We start from the raw sequence: 15,917 nt of genomic DNA, 5'->3' as shown, positions 1-15,917 counted from the left end.
CTTAACGCTGCGCCAATTCGTGTCTGACGCACTGCTCGTAATACGTCTGCTTGACCGCTGCAGGCTTGAGTTTCGAGCTGCTGTTGTAAGTCTGTTCGGTGATACCCATCGCCGTCATGCGCATCCACGGCTGCTGAAACCTGCGCACCTGCAATTGCTTGCGCGCGCCGTACAGTGAGACGCCGGACAGCTTCGATTGCTGGGCACCGGCTGCAATATCCGAACCCCAAGTGCACGCAAAGCGATGACCCTTACTTAATTCCTTCGCCTGAACTCCCGAGGCGAGAACAGCCAGGGAAAGCGTTGCAACGGTGATGACAATCGTCCGCATGGTGCCAACCTAACCTTTTGAAAAAAGGCGAGTTTGCCGTTGAAAGCGCGGCTCGGGGGCCAGCAATTTGCCGCCTTTCAGTGGTTTTTTGCGAAGGCAAATCCTCAGCTGCCACACACCTTCGCCGCCGACCGAGCCTTTGCTCAGAGGCCGCTGGTCTGATGTCCCGCACGTTCCGCACACGCGCGCTTCCAAAGCAGTACATCCCCCGACATTGGAAATCGACGTTATGAACAAGAAAATAGTTGCGCTCGGGCTCGCTGGTCTTGTTTCCGTTTGCCCGCTGTTTTCACTCGCTGCAGAAAAAACCGGTGCGTCTTCGGCTCCGCCGACGGCTATCCCCGGGGTGAACCAGGGCGGATCGGCTTCTAATGAGGACAAGGCCGACAAGAAAGGCGAAGAAGCGTCGGGTTCGAACTCCGGAGCAGAAACCCACGAAACGCAGAAGGATGCAGCCGGCTCAAGTGATTCGGGGGATGTTAAAAAATCCGGGCAGTGACTTGGAGTGCTGCCAAAACGCATCGGATGGTGGCGCTGAGCCATGAATGTTAAAGTTCGCGCTCAAAATCAGGGATGACGCGTCATGATCAAACGTAGTTTTACGGCATTAGCAGTGATGTTCATCAGCCTTTCAGCACACAGTGCCGATGTCTCGAAAGATGGTCTCGAAGAATGCGCACGTGTAGAAAACTCGGCCAAAGCGGTAATGAAGGCCAGGCAAGGAGGCCTGCCCATCTCCGAACTGCACAAAATGGCCGAGGAGGCAGGAAAACAAAACGAGTATGTGGGCGGTTTGTACAAGACGTTGATCGAACAGGCGTACGCCATTCCGCAGTATTCGGATGAAGCGACGCGAGAGAAGACCATATTCGAGTTTCACAAGAACTTTTATGGTGCCTGCGTCGTGGTACTTGAAAGGGCTGCAAAGAAGGGCTGAGCCTGATGCGCGGGTTTTGTGCGAGCACAAAAAAGCCGATCTGACTGATCGGTTTGTTGTTTTGGCCTAATGCTCAGCCGCGCTACGCAATATTTGTTTTTTTTGGGGAGAAGTGGTCGGGAGCAGGTAGAGAGGCAGAATGCTCAAACTTCTGAAGTCAAAAAACGTAAAAAGGCGGAATTGCTTGCTGCGAAAAAATTTCTTTGCAAGCGATCCGGAGAGCATCACTTTGGTCATTTGGGTGTAAATAATTGCTGAGCACATGCCATTCTCCAGGCAATAAAAAACCGCCCGGAGGCGGTCTGTTCAGAGAGTCGTGGGCAGTATGTCAATCGCCCCGGTGAAAACTCGGTATTTCCTGACCGCGCCGTCTTCACTATCGCTTCCCGCTCCACTCGGGCTGCGCCCACGGAGCAAATTCCAGATCCAGTGTGAGCCGCACCGACTGAAACCGAATCAGGCGGTAGATAGAACGATGCCTTCTGGCCTGGGTCGAGCTTGGCGGCCTGCTTTCCATCGATGAAAACGGCCATTGAACAAAGGCTTCCAGTCTGCCCAGAGTCGCGGATCACTGCAGTGTATGCCCCTGAGGGCGTGGCCTGGTAGGCCGAAAGCTGACTGGCCGGCGCCTGCTTGGCTTCATTGGAAGGCGTTGGCGAAGTCGCACACCCCGCCAAAAGCGCTAACGCCAGCGCTCCTATCAAAATCCGCATATTTACTCTTTGTGGACTGGCACACTGAAGGTGAAGAAATAAAACGAGATTTTTTCGTCCTCACTATCCCTCAGCTCGTACCGAATTCTATCCAGACCGTCATCGATGCGAGTCACGACGAGATCCATGAATTGGGTTAGCCCGCCACCGAAGCCGCTTAGGTTCAGTGTGCTGATGTCATGAAAAACAGCCGTCACACCCTCGGTTTCAGGATCATAGGCAGAAGTCATGGACAGCGTGAGGTTGTATTTTAAATCCACCACTTCGAGCTGCATCGAAGCCACGCAGTTGTTCTCGAAAAAGAGCTCATTGAGGCGAGACAGCTCCATTTACGCCCCCGATGACGAGGCAGGTGGTGCAGTCACCGCAGTAACCGCTACTAAGATCAGTTTCATGCAGGTCACTCCTGTGGAAATGCGGGCAATGTAAAGCACCCGATGAACCGATGCAAAAAGCCCAACGTTAGACAGGGATCGGCAATGCGTCTCACCTGCGTGCGGTGGGCTCCGACTTCTCTGTCAACAATGAGTCGATGACTTTGCCTGAAGAATCAAACCTCGCGGTAAACGCTTGGCTTTTATAGCCGAACCCTAAAAAACTCGACCGAACATAGACCCAGGTAACCATACCGTTTCCGTTCCCGTCCTCGCTCAGTAGATAAGGTGGTCCTAAACGATTCAGAAGCTCTTCGCGAGTGGTAACCCCTTTAGTTACTTGATCAGTCTCCGCATGGGATATAGGCCGCCCGACTTTGGTGCAGGCAGATAAGACGCACACCAAAGCAAACACAAGAAACTGACGCATCAACTGCTTTCCGATTACTGAAGATAGTCTCCCATCATACCGGTAAAGCTTGCCCTGGCCATTGCCACTGTCCGGGCATCCAGCGTGGATGGAAGGACAGTGGCGAGCTGGCACTGTTGCGTAGTAGCGCAATGCCTTGCATACGACAAAGGATTGGCAATGCCACATCGCACTGTGAAACTGAAGATCGCGCTTAACCAAACGCACTCTAGTAAATACCAAGAATTTCAGAACCTCAGAGACGGGCTGATCGCAGTACTAATCGATTGGCCGGTAGAAAAGTGGGATGTAGCACGCCTTCATATGCCAACTGGCAACACACACGCTATTCCTTCGACAACACTCGTCTCGCAAAAAACTAGAGAATGGCTTCATGCAATAGCCAACACCGAAGATTCAATGCTTCCGAGCTCAAAGAAAGAGGCAACTCTTGAACGACTAGAGCAAATTCTGCTCTTAGCAAAAATGAGCTCAATTTAGAGGATGGAGGAACCCACTCGGTCCTTTGCCTGCAAGCCCAAGGACTGGGATTGCGCCAATTTCGGCGCGAATAACGCAAGGAGCATCAAATGAGTGAGAAGAAAGTTCTGGGTTCATTCGAGGCAGGAACCCTCGCGGCGATCACCTTACCTTGGTGCACCCCTTGGGTATGGTTTGCCCGCTTTGCAGGCATAAAAAAACCCCGGCATGGCCGAGGTTCGTTTTTTATATAAGCGATCTAGGAAATGGATCGATGTTTTTTCTATTCTGGGGACTTCCCGTTTTTAGAGCTCGCAACGTCGAACAGTTTTTTTAGCTCGGCAAGATCGTGCTTAGCCCTTGTAATTTCGTAGAGCCGGTCGTTGCGCTTTGGCGACAAGCTCCTTGACGAACTTGCGATAGACCCAGTTGAAGCCCTCCGGCGTTGTGGTGACGTCGATGGTGTTCATGGCTCGGGTCGGCCACACCGTGGACATCCGCGCGATGATCTTCTTCCACGCGCTGTCAGCCTTCTTGATCGCCATGCAGTCGATCTCGTCGACCAACGCATGAGCGATGTTGAAGCCGACGATGCGGTGCGGGTGCTCCATGCTCTTGCAGACGATCGTCGACAGGCAGCAGCCAGGGTGATGATGTAGGCCGGCACGTCGCCGAACCAATCCAGCATCTGCTGCTCCATCCGGGCTTTCTGCCAACCTCCAGCGCGGAACGCTACCTGCTCAGCCTGGCCGACTACCGTGCGACCCTTCTTCGTGAAGGCGGCAGACGCCCACATCACACGAATGTCCGCGTCGATCAGACGGGCGTATTCTTCATTGTGAATGCTGCCGGTGTCAGCAAGGATCTGGGACTGCAGCCACTCCCACACCTCGGGAGCCGGGGTCAGGCGAATACCAAAGTCCGATTGCTCTGATAATTCGATAAGCGACAAGGGAGGGTATGGCCTATCCATGGATCACCCTTAGCTTGAAATAGTGGCTAATTGCCTGTATTTGTGTGCGCCTTTTTATTCGTAAGGACACTTATCCGCATGTTTTTTGCTCATGTTCGCCCCGCTGCAGCCTGCCTGCTTGCTGCCACAACTCTTTTCGGATGCGTCGCTATTCCAGAAGAGACCTGGACCAACTTGGGTCCGTCTAATCTCGTCACCGAGGCTGGAAAAATTGTTTGCTACACAGATGCCAACATTATTGATGGCAAACGGGTTGTAGGCACTCTGTGCGCCACTCCGCGCTCGGGCTTCCTGAGCGATGGCGAGCCACAAGTTCTCGCAGGGGCGAATTACCGTCAACCGTTCCGAATAGACCTCAGCAAAGCCACAAAGGGCGAACAACTGCCATTCGGTGACAAGACGGGCCTTCTTGAATGCGAGCCAGATGAGGCCGACGGGGAAAAGTCCACCCCCGTGAAATTCTGCAAGGTAACAATCAATGGACAGGCTCTAGTCAGCGCTAAGATTACCTTCGCATACAAGTAACTAAGCCAAAGCCGCACTAATCCTGCGGCTTACCTACCCTTCCCCTCCATCAAGCAGCACATCAATCAGCTTCTGCTCACCCAGACGCATCGCACCCAGGCATTGCACGTCGTCGCACTTGGGGGCCAAGCCCGAACAGCGTCACTTCGCCTTTCGGCCCCATGAGGGTCAGTGCATACAGTGCACTCCGGATGCACACCAGCATAGCGATCATCATGGCCTGCCCATAGTCCCCTTTGAGCTTGAAATAATGGCTTGTTGCCGGTATTAAGTCCGCGCAACCAACGGTGCAGAACTAAGGGTAGAAAATGGAAAACCTAGCAAAATTGCGAGTCGCGCTGACAATCGGAGCACTTGTCGGGCTTCTGCCGATCACCCTCCTCTTCGCAGTTGGCATCGCGGCTTTGTTCATTCCACTCTTTCTTCTCATCCAAGAGCACCCTCTAGTCCTGCTGGGAGGTATAGGCGCATTTATCATCTCGCTGCTTGGGATATGGTCAGCCTGGAAAATTTATGCTCTTGCGATGGCAGCCTCACCAAACGTACGCAACCCTCGATCACTTGCATTGGCTGCTGTGGTAGCCATGATCTGGGGCATGTTTCTCGCCTACCACCTGCGCGGGCTTCCCGAACTCACGTGCATATTCCTAATGCCTGGAATAGTCTCGACAGCCATGCTCGCCGTTACGTTGAAAAGGCAAAGAGCCTGACGCAGGTGGCACACCGGCTAACGTCTTTCATTTGATGCGACACAATTTGCTGACTCGGAAACGTGTCGCGACCTACTTGCTCTGACTGCGCTTGATCTGTGCGTCCACCTGGTCTGCACAGGTGTCGAGCAGGTTGATCGCTTGGTTCTTCAGCTCCCACAGCTGGCCGTTGTCGGCGAGGTCTTCATCAGCTACCCGCTCGCATAGCACCAGCTCAGGGGGCTCGACCCTTACCGCCGCTGTCTTTGTTACCACTGGCGGCTTTCCCGCGCAGGCCGTCAGGCAGAGGCTGAGCAGCCCAATCACGAACAAGCTTGCTGTTGCGCTTGAGTTCTTCAAAGTTCTTCTCCGCCTTTTTGGCTTTGGCCTGGCTTGCCTGTAACCGCTTGTTCAGGTCTTTCTGGTAATCGGCGTTGCGCTGGGCTTCGGCGCGCAGCGTGGTGATCGTGGCCTGGCTTTCGAGGTTGGCGTCCACCGCCTTCTTCTTCTCGCTGGCTTCGAATGCCACCTCCCCGCGAAGGGCGACGACGCGCGACTGCTGAATCCCAATGAGGAGCAGGCCAACCAGGGCGATGATGATTGCAGCAGCGAAGGCCTTCATGCGGCATCCGCCTTGCGACTGAGGAAGCGGGTCACCAGCTCGCGAATGCCTGTCACGCCAAGGAAGCCGAGCGTGCCGCCGGCAGCGACCGACAAACTGGAAGGCCAGGCCATCCACTCAATAAGACTCGACGCGACCAAGCTCAGCGATCCACAGATCAGCGCCTCGAACACAATTCGGCGCTTACTGGTTTCCTTCGCGTCGTACATGAGAGCACACTCCAGCATGCGGGCGTGGCTCACACCGTTGTTCGGCCTGCCAAGCCCTTTCTGGTCGTAATAACCGGGGCAGCCGAGAGCGTGATCACTGCGAATAGCCATGCTCATGAGCAGGCCATCATCCATCGCGGACGACAACTGGCTGGCTTCGAGGTTGGAGATCACCACCGTCGGGCGCTCCTGCTCGTAGGCGCACCGTTGGCAATATGCGCTCCATCGTGATCCCGGCGCTGCAAGTCCGCGCTGCCGAGACCCGGAGGAATGAACACGGGTTGATGCAGGGATTGGCACCTGCCAGATCACACCCCGATGCGGACGAAACTGCGGCCTATAACCGCCCACCTGCATCAAATCCCAGAATCGGTTGCTATCGAGCGCTGGCGAATTGAACACGGCCGTGGAACTCGGCGCCGGAAACGTAACCGGCAGCTCCGCAAGCTTGAGATGCTCCTAGCGGCATGGTCAAATAAGTAATGGCTTTTTGCTACGGTAACTCAGTTGAAACAGAATCGCGGAAGAATCATATTTTTCTCGGCAATGACTTTGCTCTTCATCTTGGTACAGGTATGGCATGCGAAGACAGCTCCGGAAGAGAAAATGCAGGAGCGTGAACGCCAGCTAAAAGGTCTCGCGCTAATCATGAGTGTTCAGTCCGGAAAAGCATCTGATGACTCAACTCGCATCGACTCGGTGACCTACAGCGATGAGGTCATGCGTATCTCTTACACACTCACAAAAGTAGCGAAGGACGAAATCGATACCGATGAGTTCACCAAGGACGCTAAAGCGCTTGCAGTCTCTGCATTCTGCAATGAAAAAGGTTTAGGACAGTTCGTAAAAACGGGTCTTTCCATAAACCTTCTGTACAAGGATTCAACCAGCTCACCGATAGTTGAGTTTCAGATAGGCAAGTCCGACTGCCTCTGAAGACTGCCCACTGAAGCCCGCCTCTCTCGCGGGCTTTTTTCTGCGTGTCGTACCGCAATGAGTCCGCGCAGCTAGTCATCAATCTCCCCGACCAATCCCGAATGCACTCCCCTCCGCGCCCAACGGCAACCAGCGGAGCGGATGCTCGCCAGACGGCCTGATCAACGACGACGGCGGCACCGAATCAAAGTGCCCTTTCAACGAGGCGATACACGTCAGGACTTGGCTGGAGGGCATGCCCGAGGAACACATGCCGCAGATTCAGGGCTGCTGTTCAAGGTGAACACTGGCTGTCGCGAGCAGGAAGTTTGCAAGCTGAGGTGGGAATGGGAGATTTCGGTGCCGGAGCTCCGTACCAGCGTGTTCCTGATCCCGGCTGACTTTGGTGGCAGACACGAACGTTCTGGCGTGAAGAATGGCGACGAGCGCCTGGTGGTGCTGAACGGTGTTGCCAAGTCGGTCATCGACAAGCAGCGCGGCCAGAGCAAGGAATGGGTTTTTCCTTACAACGGCAACGCAATACATCGTATGAACGACTCGGCTTGGAAGAGCGCGCGAGTGAGAGCGGCGAAACTCTGCAGGAGAAAAACCTTCGCCCCGCTCACCCTGGCTATCTGTCGATCAGGATTCACGATTTGAAGCACACGTTCGGCCGTCGCCTTCGAGCGGCGGGCGTAACCGAAGAAGACCGAAAGGCGCTTCTGGGCCACAAGAACGGCAGCATCACCAGTCACTATTCGGGCGCTGAGCTCGGGCATCTGATAGAGGCTGCGAACATGGTATCAGCAACCGATTCGCGTGGGCCGGTGCTGACAATTTTGAAGAGGAAGCAAGCGTGAGAAATGGAGAAGTCACGCAAATGTCACGCGCATGAAAAAGGCCAATGCTGTGAACATTAGCCTAAGTCATTGAATTATATGGTCGGGACGGAGTGATTCGAACACTCGACCCCTAGCACCCCATGCTAGTGCGCTACCGGACTGCGCTACGCCCCGATTGGTCTTGCAACTCATTCTTCACCTCGAAGAACGCTCAAGAATATAGCGCAAGCTTTTGAAAACTGGAAGTATTCAAACGCAGCTTTTTATTTCTTGAGAACCACCAATACGTCTTCCAACTCGGCAATCATCTGCCGGATCATCTGCTTGTACTGAGTGGTGTCGTCTTTGGCTTCATCGCCGGAGAGGCGCAGGCGTGCGCCGCCGATGGTGAACCCTTGATCGTAAAGGAGCGCGCGGATTTGCCGGATCATCAGCACGTCCTGGCGCTGATAATACCGGCGGTTTCCGCGGCGTTTGACGGGGTTGAGTTGAGGAAACTCCTGCTCCCAGTAGCGCAGCACGTGTGGCTTTACGGCACACAGCTCGCTGACTTCACCAATGGTGAAGTAGCGTTTGCCCGGGATGACGGGTAGTTCGTCGTTATGACTTGGTTCCAGCATAAGCCTCAACTCGGGCCTTCAACTTCTGCCCTGGACGAAAGGTGACCACACGGCGAGCCGTGATCGGGATTTCTTCCCCCGTTTTCGGGTTGCGGCCAGGCCGCTGGCGTTTGTCCCGAAGGTCGAAATTGCCGAAACCGGACAATTTGACCTGCTCGTTGTCTTCAAGAGCGTGCCTGATTTCCTCGAAAAACAGTTCTACCAATTCCTTGGCTTCCCGCTTGTTCAGGCCCAGCTCTTCATACAGACGTTCCGCCATCTCAGCTTTCGTCAAAGCCCCCATACGTCACTTCCTTAACGTGGCGTTCAACCTTTGTTCGAGCGAGGTGAGGATATTTTGCGTCGTCGAATTCACCTCATCGTCATTAAGAGTGCGCGATGGATGCTGCCAGGTCAAGCCAACTGCAAGGCTTTTTCTATCAGGATCAATGCCTTTACCCTGATATACGTCAAACAGCCTGAGATCCGTGAGCCATTCGCCTGCATTTTCACGGATTACGTCCAGTACAGCTGAGGCTGCGACGTCTTTGTGTGCAATTAATGCAAGGTCACGACGCACTTCAGGAAAGCGCGACAACTCATGGAATTTCGGCATTTTACCGAGCGCCACTTCAGCCAGAACCAGCTCGAAAACGAAGACCGGACGATCCAGACCCAACGCTTTCGACAATTCCGGGTGAATGGCACCGATGAAGCCGACTTCACGCCCTTCCCGCTCGATGCGCGCGGTTTGACCCGGGTGCAGCGCCGGGTGTTTGCCCGGTGCAAAGGTGAACGAATCCAAAGCGCCAGCGAAGCCGAGGACAGCTTCCACGTCAGCTTTGACGTCGAAGAAATCGACGGTGTCGCGACCTTGCGCCCAACCTTCCGGCAGGCGACTACCGCAGACCACACCTGACAGCATTGGCTCTTGCTTCAGACCTTCCAGCTGACCGACGAAGCGCAAACCGCTTTCGAACAGGCGCACGCGATCTTGCTGACGATTGAGGTTGTGTTGCAGTGCCTTGACCAGACCCGGCCACAGCGACGAGCGCATGGCAGCCATGTCATTGGAGATCGGATTGGCCAGCAACAGCGGCTCAACGCCTGGGTTGAACAGTTCGAACTGACGCGGATCGATGAAGCTGTAAGTGATCGCTTCCTGATAACCGCGAGCCACCAGCAGGCGGCGCAGTTCAGGCAAGTCGCTACGCGCTTCTGCTTTGGCCTGTGGCGCCAGACGCGCTTGCGGGTAACGAACCGGCAGACGGTTGTAGCCGTACAAGCGAGCCAGTTCTTCGATCAGATCGACTTCCAGACTGATATCGAAGCGATGGCTTGGTACTTCTACTTGCCACTGCCCTTCACCGTCAGCAGTAATGCCCAGACCCAGGCCGCTGAGCAGACGCTCGACCTGTGCAGAATCCATTTCCATGCCCAGCATCTGAGCGATGCGCTGGGAACGCAAAGTAATAGGCGCGATAGACGGCAGATGCTGCTCGCTGACGGTCTCGATGACCGGGCCGGCTTCACCGCCAGTGATCTCCAGCAGCAGGCCGGTGGCGCGCTCCATGGCTTCACGGGCCAGTTGCCAGTCAACGCCACGCTCGTAGCGGTGCGAAGCGTCAGTGTGCAGGCCATAAGAACGAGCCTTGCCAGCGACAGCGATCTGGTCGAAGAAAGCAGACTCAAGGAAAACGTCGCGAGTGGTCGCGGACACACCACTGTGCTCGCCACCCATGACACCGGCAATCGCCAGCGCGCGAGTGTGGTCGGCGATCACCAGCGTATCGCTACGCAGGCTGACTTCCTGACCGTCGAGCAGCACCAGCTTCTCGCCCTCTTCCGCCATGCGCACACGAATGCCGCCATTGATTTCGGCGAGATCGAAAGCGTGCAGTGGCTGACCCAGCTCAAGCATCACGTAGTTGGTGATGTCGACGGCAGCGTCGATGCTGCGCACATCGGCGCGACGCAGGCGCTCAACCATCCACAACGGCGTCGGCTTGGACAAGTCGACATTGCGGATGACGCGACCGAGGTAGCGTGGACACGCCGCAGGCGCCAGCACTTCTACCGAACGCACTTCATCGTGCACGGCAGGAATAGTCATGACCGCCGGACGGGTGACCGGTGCGTCGTACAGTGCGCCGACTTCACGAGCCAGACCGGCCAGCGACAGGCAGTCGCCACGGTTCGGGGTCAGGTCGACTTCGATGCTGGCGTCTTCCAGATCCAGATACACGCGGAAATCTTCACCCACCGGCGCATCGGCCGGCAGTTCCATCAGACCGTCGTTACCCTCACCCACCTGCAGTTCAGCTTGCGAGCACAACATGCCGTTGGACTCGACGCCGCGCAGCTTGGCTTTCTTGATCTTGAAATCGCCCGGCAGTTCGGCACCGATCATGGCGAACGGAATCTTCAGGCCCGGGCGCACGTTTGGCGCTCCGCACACGACCTGGAAGGTTTCCGCGCCGTTGCTGACCTGGCAGACGCGCAGCTTGTCGGCATCAGGGTGTTGCTCGGTGCTCAGCACCTCGCCCACCACCACGCCGCTGAATACGCCGGCGGCCGGCGTAACGCTATCGACCTCAAGACCGGCCATCGACAGACGAGCAACCAGCTCGTCGCGATTTACCTGCGGGCTAACCCAGCCACGCAGCCATTGTTCACTGAATTTCATCCTGCTCTCCTAAGAATTCGTTACGACTAGCGAAATTGCGCGAGGAACCGCAAGTCGTTGTCGAAGAACAGACGCAAGTCGTTCACGCCGTAACGGAGCATGGCCAGACGCTCGACGCCCATGCCGAAGGCAAAGCCCGAGAACTCTTCCGGGTCGATGCCGGACATGCGCAGCACGTTCGGGTGAACCATGCCGCAGCCCATCACTTCCAGCCAGCCAGTCTGCTTGCAGACACGGCAGCCTTTGCCGCTGCACATCACGCATTCCATGTCGACTTCAGCGGATGGCTCGGTGAACGGAAAGTACGAAGGACGGAAACGTACAGCCAATTCTTTTTCGAAGAACACGCGCAGGAATTCTTCGATGGTGCCTTTGAGATCGGCAAAATTGATGTCGCGATCAACCAGCAGGCCTTCGACCTGGTGGAACATCGGCGAGTGGGTGATATCGGAGTCGCTGCGGTACACACGGCCTGGGCAGACAATGCGGATCGGCGGCTGCTTCGATTCCATGGTGCGGACCTGTACCGGCGAGGTATGGGTGCGCAGCAGCATGTTGGCGTTGAAATAGAAGGTGTCATGCATCGACCGGGCCGGGTGATGGCCTGGGATGTTGAGCGCTTCGAAGTTGTGATAGTCGTCTTCGACCTCAGGGCCTTCGGCAATGCCGTAGCCGATGCGGGTGAAGAACTGTTCAACACGCTCCAGAGTCCGGGTCACCGGATGCAGACCACCGGAGGTCTGGCCACGGCCCGGCAACGTCACGTCAATGGATTCGGCGGACAGTTTGGCAGCCAGTTCGGCTTCTTCAAACAGGGCCATGCGCGCATTGAGTACGCCTGTGACACGTTCCTTGGCAACGTTGATCAGGGCGCCGACTTGCGGACGCTCTTCTGCCGGCAAATTCCCCAGGGTCTTCATCACCTGAGTCAATTCGCCCTTCTTGCCAAGGTATTGAACCCGGATTTGCTCCAGGGCATTGATATCTTCAGCGCTTTGCACAGCCTCTAGTGCTTGAGAGACCAGCGCATCCAGGTTTTCCATGTACAGACTCCAGATACAAAATAGGGGAAGAGCTTGAAGGCTCTTCCCCTATTTAAGACGTTTACCACCTGGCCCCACGGAAGTGAGGTCGGGTGATTGTCGGGGGTACTTAAGCCAAGGTGGCTTTAGCTTTCTCGACAATCGCAGCAAACACCGCTTTTTCGTTCACTGCCAGATCAGCCAGAACCTTACGGTCGATCTCGATGGACGCTTTTTTCAGGCCAGCGATGAAACGGCTGTAGGACAGACCGTTAACACGAGCACCAGCGTTGATACGAGCGATCCACAGAGCGCGGAACTGACGTTTTTTCTGACGACGGTCACGGTAGGCGTATTGGCCTGCCTTGATTACCGCTTGCTTGGCAACACGGAATACGCGCGAACGTGCACCGTAGTAGCCTTTAGCAAGTTTCAGAATTTTTTTGTGACGCTTACGGGCAATGACGCCACGCTTTACACGAGCCATGAGTTACTTCCTCTATTCTTGACTAAAATTAACGAAGGCGCAGCATGCGCTCGACTTTTGCCACGTCAGACGGATGCAGCAAGCTGCTACCGCGCAGTTGACGCTTACGCTTGGTCGACATTTTAGTCAGGATGTGGCTCTTGAAAGCGTGCTTGTGCTTGATACCGTTAGCAGTTTTCAGAAACCGCTTAGCAGCACCACTTTTGGTTTTCATTTTTGGCATGTTCGGATACTCCGCATTCAGTTGATAAACATAATCAGAAGGCCTGCCGTGCCCTGTTGATTACTTCTTCTTTTTCGGGGCGATGACCATGATCAGCTGGCGTCCTTCCATCTTAGGATGCTGTTCGACCGAACCGTACTCGAGCAAGTCAGCTTCAACCCGCTTGAGGAGTTCCATCCCCAGCTCCTGGTGGGCCATCTCACGGCCGCGGAATCGCAAGGATACCTTGGCCCTGTCCCCATCACTCAGGAAACGTACCAGGTTGCGCAGTTTTACCTGGTAATCCCCTTCCTCCGTCCCTGGACGAAACTTGATTTCTTTAACCTGAATCTGCTTCTGGTTTTTCTTGGCCGCGGCAACCTGCTTCTTCTTCTCGAAGATCGATTTGCCGTAATCCATCAGTTTGCAAACAGGGGGTACTGCATCGGCGGAAATTTCCACCAAATCCAGTTTGGCCTCTTCAGCCTTAAGAAGCGCGTCTTCAATTGACACAATCCCAAGCTGTTCACCCTCAGCCCCAATTAACCGAACCTCGCGTGCCGAGATATTCTCGTTGATCGGGGCTTTCGGTGCAGCTCGTTTATCTTGTCTCATTTCACGCTTAATAATAATTACTCCGAATCTGGGCGACCACGCCGGGAAACCGCTTGCGCGAGAAACTCAGCGAACTGGGCGACGGGCATCGAGCCCAGGTCAGCACCTTCACGAGTACGCACAGCGACAGTCTGCATCTCGACTTCCTTATCTCCGATAACCAAAAGATAAGGAACCTTGAGCAAAGTATGCTCGCGGATTTTAAAGCCGATCTTTTCATTTCTCAAGTCGGACTTGGCACGAAATCCGCTTTCGTTGAGAGTTTTTTCAACCTCTGCAACAAAATCTGCCTGTTTATCAGTGATATTCATGATCACCGCCTGCGTTGGCGCGAGCCAGGCAGGGAAAGCACCTTCGTAGTGCTCGATCAGAATCCCGACGAAACGCTCGAAGGAACCGAGGATCGCGCGGTGCAACATCACTGGGTGTTTGCGGCTGTTGTCTTCAGAGACGTATTCAGCGCCCAAACGGACAGGCAGGTTAAAATCGAGCTGCAGAGTACCACACTGCCAGACTCGACCAAGGCAGTCTTTCAGCGAGAACTCGATCTTCGGACCGTAGAACGCACCTTCGCCCGGCTGCAGATCGTACGGCAGGCCCGCAGAATCAAGGGCTGCAGCCAATGCGGCTTCCGCGCGATCCCACAGCTCGTCGGAACCGACGCGTTTTTCCGGACGAGTGGACAGTTTCATCTCGACATCGGTGAAGCCGAAGTCACGATAAACATCCATGGTCAGCTTGATGAACGCGGCGGATTCAGCCTGCATCTGCTCTTCGGTGCAGAAGATGTGGGCGTCGTCCTGAGTGAACGCACGCACACGCATGATGCCGTGCAGCGCACCCGACGGCTCGTTACGGTGACAGGCACCGAATTCAGCCAGACGCATCGGCAGCTCGCGATAGCTCTTCAGGCCCTGGTTGAACACCTGCACGTGGCAAGGGCAGTTCATCGGCTTGATGGCGTAGTCGCGGTTTTCCGACTGAGTGGTGAACATGTTGTCGGCGTAGTTGGCCCAGTGCCCGGATTTCTCCCACAGGCTGCGGTCAACGACTTGAGGGGTTTTGATCTCAAGATAGCCGTTGTCGCGCTGGATCTTGCGCATGTACTGCTCAAGCACCTGGTACAGAGTCCAGCCGTTAGGGTGCCAGAACACCATGCCCGGGGATTCTTCCTGGGTATGGAACAGGCCCAGACGCTTGCCGATCTTGCGGTGATCGCGCTTTTCAGCTTCTTCGATGCGCTGGATGTAAGCCGCGAGCTGCTTCTTGTCTGCCCAAGCGGTGCCGTAAACGCGCTGCAATTGCTCGTTCTTGGCGTCGCCACGCCAGTAGGCGCCCGACAGCTTGGTCAGTTTGAAGGATTTCAGGAAGCGGGTGTTCGGCACATGCGGACCGCGGCACATGTCGACGTATTCTTCGTGATAGTACAGACCCATGGCCTGTTCGTTCGGCATGTCTTCGACCAGGCGCAGCTTGTAGTCTTCGCCGCGGGCCTTGAACACTTCGATCACTTCGGCACGCGGAGTGACTTTCTTGATGACGTCGTAATCTTTCTCGATCAACTGCTGCATGCGCTGTTCGATCGCAGCCATGTCGTCCGGAGTGAAAGGACGCTCGAAGGCGATGTCGTAATAGAAGCCTTCGTCGATGACCGGGCCGATGACCATTTTCGCAGTCGGATACAGCTGTTTGACCGCGTGGCCAACCAGGTGAGCGCAGGAGTGGCGAATGATCTCCAGCCCCTCTTCATCCTTTGGCGTAATGATTTGCAGGGTCGCGTCATTGCTGATGATGTCGCTGGCGTCGACCAATTGGCCATTGACCTTGCCGGCCAAGGTGGCTTTGGCCAGACCGGCACCGATGGATGCGGCGACCTCGGCTACGGAAACCGGGTGATCGAATGAACGTTGACTGCCGTCGGGAAGAGTAATAGTTGGCATGGCGCCTCCTCTCCTAGTGGTGACCCCTACCAAAGGTCACGTGGGTTGGGATGAGCCAGTACAAGATCCGATCCAGGCCATTCAATGACGAACGCCTGCCTTACAGCGGCAGGAGCCTTGCGGCCAACCGGAAAACCGAACCAGAGTGACTGGGATTCAAATCGAGAATATTCGCACGTCGACCGCGCCGGGACTCAAGGTCATCCGGAGCCTGAGAACGCTTGAGCCCGGCATGCTAGCACAGATGAGCGGTCACTTATGCCTCTGTTTCATCAGAAGGCGAATCGTCCGTTTTTATGCCAGAGTGCTGAACTTGATCGGCCCTTCAGCCCTCAGATAACAAGACA

General features: G+C 55.4%; 21 protein-coding genes, 1 tRNA gene and 3 pseudogenes. 8 read left to right on the top strand and 17 right to left on the bottom strand.

Annotation, left to right across the window (positions count from 1 at the left end; genetic code table 11):
- Position 1: 1 nt before the first annotated feature.
- Positions 2-331, bottom strand: coding sequence for a hypothetical protein (locus AC3Y64_RS10380; protein WP_489987342.1), 330 nt, complete (start codon positions 329-331; stop codon positions 2-4).
- A 229-nt stretch (positions 332-560) separates the two neighbouring features.
- Between AC3Y64_RS10380 and AC3Y64_RS10375 the strand changes: the two genes are divergently transcribed.
- Positions 561-830: a hypothetical protein gene (locus AC3Y64_RS10375; protein WP_489987341.1), complete on the top strand. Its 270-nt coding sequence runs from the start codon at positions 561-563 to the stop codon at positions 828-830.
- A gap of 84 nt (positions 831-914) precedes the next feature.
- Entirely contained in the window at positions 915-1,268 is a 354-nt protein-coding gene (locus AC3Y64_RS10370; RefSeq protein ID WP_489987340.1) for a hypothetical protein, read from the top strand.
- 715 nt (positions 1,269-1,983) lie between these two features.
- On the opposite strand, the gene AC3Y64_RS10365 is transcribed toward AC3Y64_RS10370, so the two are convergent.
- Positions 1,984-2,310, bottom strand: a complete 327-nt coding sequence (locus AC3Y64_RS10365) for a hypothetical protein (protein ID WP_489987339.1) — start codon at positions 2,308-2,310, stop codon at positions 1,984-1,986.
- A gap of 1,044 nt (positions 2,311-3,354) precedes the next feature.
- Between AC3Y64_RS10365 and AC3Y64_RS10360 the strand changes: the two genes are divergently transcribed.
- Complete coding sequence (locus tag AC3Y64_RS10360; protein ID WP_489987338.1) at positions 3,355-3,498, top strand: hypothetical protein; 144 nt, start codon at positions 3,355-3,357, stop codon at positions 3,496-3,498.
- 99 nt (positions 3,499-3,597) lie between these two features.
- Here AC3Y64_RS10360 and AC3Y64_RS10355 read toward each other — a convergent pair whose 3' ends face one another.
- Both AC3Y64_RS10355 and AC3Y64_RS10350 read right to left on the bottom strand, forming a co-directional pair.
- Positions 3,598-3,924, bottom strand: a complete 327-nt coding sequence (locus AC3Y64_RS10355; RefSeq protein ID WP_489987337.1) for a terminase large subunit domain-containing protein — start codon at positions 3,922-3,924, stop codon at positions 3,598-3,600.
- Positions 3,882-4,217: pseudogene (locus AC3Y64_RS10350) on the bottom strand (putative metallopeptidase); the annotation flags it as partial. The gene AC3Y64_RS10355 and the pseudogene AC3Y64_RS10350, both read right to left, overlap by 43 nt.
- 78 nt (positions 4,218-4,295) lie before the next feature.
- Here AC3Y64_RS10350 and AC3Y64_RS10345 point away from each other — a divergent pair.
- Entirely contained in the window at positions 4,296-4,742 is a 447-nt protein-coding gene (locus AC3Y64_RS10345; protein ID WP_122597474.1) for a hypothetical protein, read from the top strand.
- A gap of 33 nt (positions 4,743-4,775) precedes the next feature.
- On the opposite strand, the pseudogene AC3Y64_RS10340 reads toward AC3Y64_RS10345, so the two are convergent.
- Positions 4,776-4,957 (bottom strand): annotated as a pseudogene (locus AC3Y64_RS10340) (hypothetical protein); the annotation flags it as partial.
- A 93-nt stretch (positions 4,958-5,050) separates the two neighbouring features.
- On the opposite strand from AC3Y64_RS10340, the gene AC3Y64_RS10335 reads away from it, so the two are divergent.
- Complete coding sequence (locus AC3Y64_RS10335) at positions 5,051-5,452, top strand: hypothetical protein (protein ID WP_489987336.1); 402 nt, start codon at positions 5,051-5,053, stop codon at positions 5,450-5,452.
- A gap of 72 nt (positions 5,453-5,524) precedes the next feature.
- Here AC3Y64_RS10335 and AC3Y64_RS10330 read toward each other — a convergent pair whose 3' ends face one another.
- Genes AC3Y64_RS10330 through AC3Y64_RS10320 form a run of 3 tightly spaced genes read right to left on the bottom strand, consistent with a single transcriptional unit; the run spans position 5,525 to position 6,439 of the window.
- Complete coding sequence (locus AC3Y64_RS10330; protein WP_489987335.1) at positions 5,525-5,707, bottom strand: hypothetical protein; 183 nt, start codon at positions 5,705-5,707, stop codon at positions 5,525-5,527.
- Positions 5,667-6,053, bottom strand: coding sequence for a hypothetical protein (locus AC3Y64_RS10325; protein WP_489987334.1), 387 nt, complete (start codon positions 6,051-6,053; stop codon positions 5,667-5,669). The genes AC3Y64_RS10330 and AC3Y64_RS10325 overlap by 41 nt, the downstream gene beginning before the upstream one ends.
- A complete protein-coding gene (locus AC3Y64_RS10320) occupies positions 6,050-6,439 on the bottom strand; it encodes a phage holin, lambda family (RefSeq protein WP_489987333.1) in 390 nt (129 codons plus the stop codon). The genes AC3Y64_RS10325 and AC3Y64_RS10320 overlap by 4 nt, the downstream gene beginning before the upstream one ends.
- Positions 6,440-6,769: 330 nt before the next feature.
- On the opposite strand from AC3Y64_RS10320, the gene AC3Y64_RS10315 reads away from it, so the two are divergent.
- The 3 genes and pseudogenes from AC3Y64_RS10315 to AC3Y64_RS10305 form a co-directional block, all read left to right on the top strand.
- Positions 6,770-7,198 (top strand): hypothetical protein, encoded by a 429-nt coding sequence (locus AC3Y64_RS10315; RefSeq protein WP_489987332.1) that lies wholly within the window; start codon positions 6,770-6,772, stop codon positions 7,196-7,198.
- 94 nt (positions 7,199-7,292) lie between these two features.
- A complete protein-coding gene (locus AC3Y64_RS10310) occupies positions 7,293-7,481 on the top strand; it encodes a YqaJ viral recombinase family protein (RefSeq protein WP_489987945.1) in 189 nt (62 codons plus the stop codon).
- Positions 7,469-8,037, top strand: a pseudogene (locus AC3Y64_RS10305) (tyrosine-type recombinase/integrase); the annotation flags it as partial. The gene AC3Y64_RS10310 and the pseudogene AC3Y64_RS10305, both read left to right, overlap by 13 nt.
- Positions 8,038-8,116: 79 nt before the next feature.
- Here AC3Y64_RS10305 and AC3Y64_RS10300 read toward each other — a convergent pair.
- The 9 genes from AC3Y64_RS10300 to thrS form a co-directional block, all read right to left on the bottom strand.
- Positions 8,117-8,193 (bottom strand) — tRNA-Pro (locus tag AC3Y64_RS10300).
- Positions 8,194-8,282: 89 nt separating this feature from the next.
- Positions 8,283-8,639, bottom strand: coding sequence for a MerR family transcriptional regulator (locus tag AC3Y64_RS10295; RefSeq protein WP_003179985.1), 357 nt, complete (start codon positions 8,637-8,639; stop codon positions 8,283-8,285).
- Positions 8,620-8,922, bottom strand: a complete 303-nt coding sequence (gene ihfA / locus AC3Y64_RS10290) for an integration host factor subunit alpha (protein ID WP_002553164.1) — start codon at positions 8,920-8,922, stop codon at positions 8,620-8,622. The genes AC3Y64_RS10295 and ihfA overlap by 20 nt, the downstream gene beginning before the upstream one ends.
- Before the next feature lie 3 nt (positions 8,923-8,925).
- Positions 8,926-11,304 carry a phenylalanine--tRNA ligase subunit beta gene (gene pheT, locus AC3Y64_RS10285; protein WP_489987331.1) on the bottom strand — a complete coding sequence of 793 codons (2,379 nt, stop codon included), beginning with the start codon at positions 11,302-11,304 and terminating at the stop codon, positions 8,926-8,928.
- A gap of 26 nt (positions 11,305-11,330) precedes the next feature.
- Positions 11,331-12,347: a phenylalanine--tRNA ligase subunit alpha gene (pheS, locus tag AC3Y64_RS10280; protein ID WP_003226365.1), complete on the bottom strand. Its 1,017-nt coding sequence runs from the start codon at positions 12,345-12,347 to the stop codon at positions 11,331-11,333.
- A gap of 109 nt (positions 12,348-12,456) precedes the next feature.
- Positions 12,457-12,813: a 50S ribosomal protein L20 gene (gene rplT / locus AC3Y64_RS10275; RefSeq protein WP_007913489.1), complete on the bottom strand. Its 357-nt coding sequence runs from the start codon at positions 12,811-12,813 to the stop codon at positions 12,457-12,459.
- A 28-nt stretch (positions 12,814-12,841) separates the two neighbouring features.
- Positions 12,842-13,036: a 50S ribosomal protein L35 gene (gene rpmI / locus AC3Y64_RS10270; RefSeq protein ID WP_002553160.1), complete on the bottom strand. Its 195-nt coding sequence runs from the start codon at positions 13,034-13,036 to the stop codon at positions 12,842-12,844.
- A gap of 60 nt (positions 13,037-13,096) precedes the next feature.
- Complete coding sequence (gene infC / locus AC3Y64_RS10265) at positions 13,097-13,648, bottom strand: translation initiation factor IF-3 (protein ID WP_170947229.1); 552 nt, start codon at positions 13,646-13,648, stop codon at positions 13,097-13,099.
- The gene (thrS, locus tag AC3Y64_RS10260) at positions 13,648-15,570 is read right to left on the bottom strand and encodes a threonine--tRNA ligase (protein ID WP_489987330.1); all 1,923 of its coding nucleotides are present in this window, start codon (positions 15,568-15,570) and stop codon (positions 13,648-13,650) included. Before thrS ends, infC begins: the two co-directional genes overlap by 1 nt.
- Between the last annotated feature and the right edge of the window lie 347 nt (positions 15,571-15,917).

It is taken from the genome of Pseudomonas sp. 4CAES_32.4 (assembly GCF_058136335.1).
This window is presented reverse-complemented; position numbering and strand designations above follow the sequence as displayed.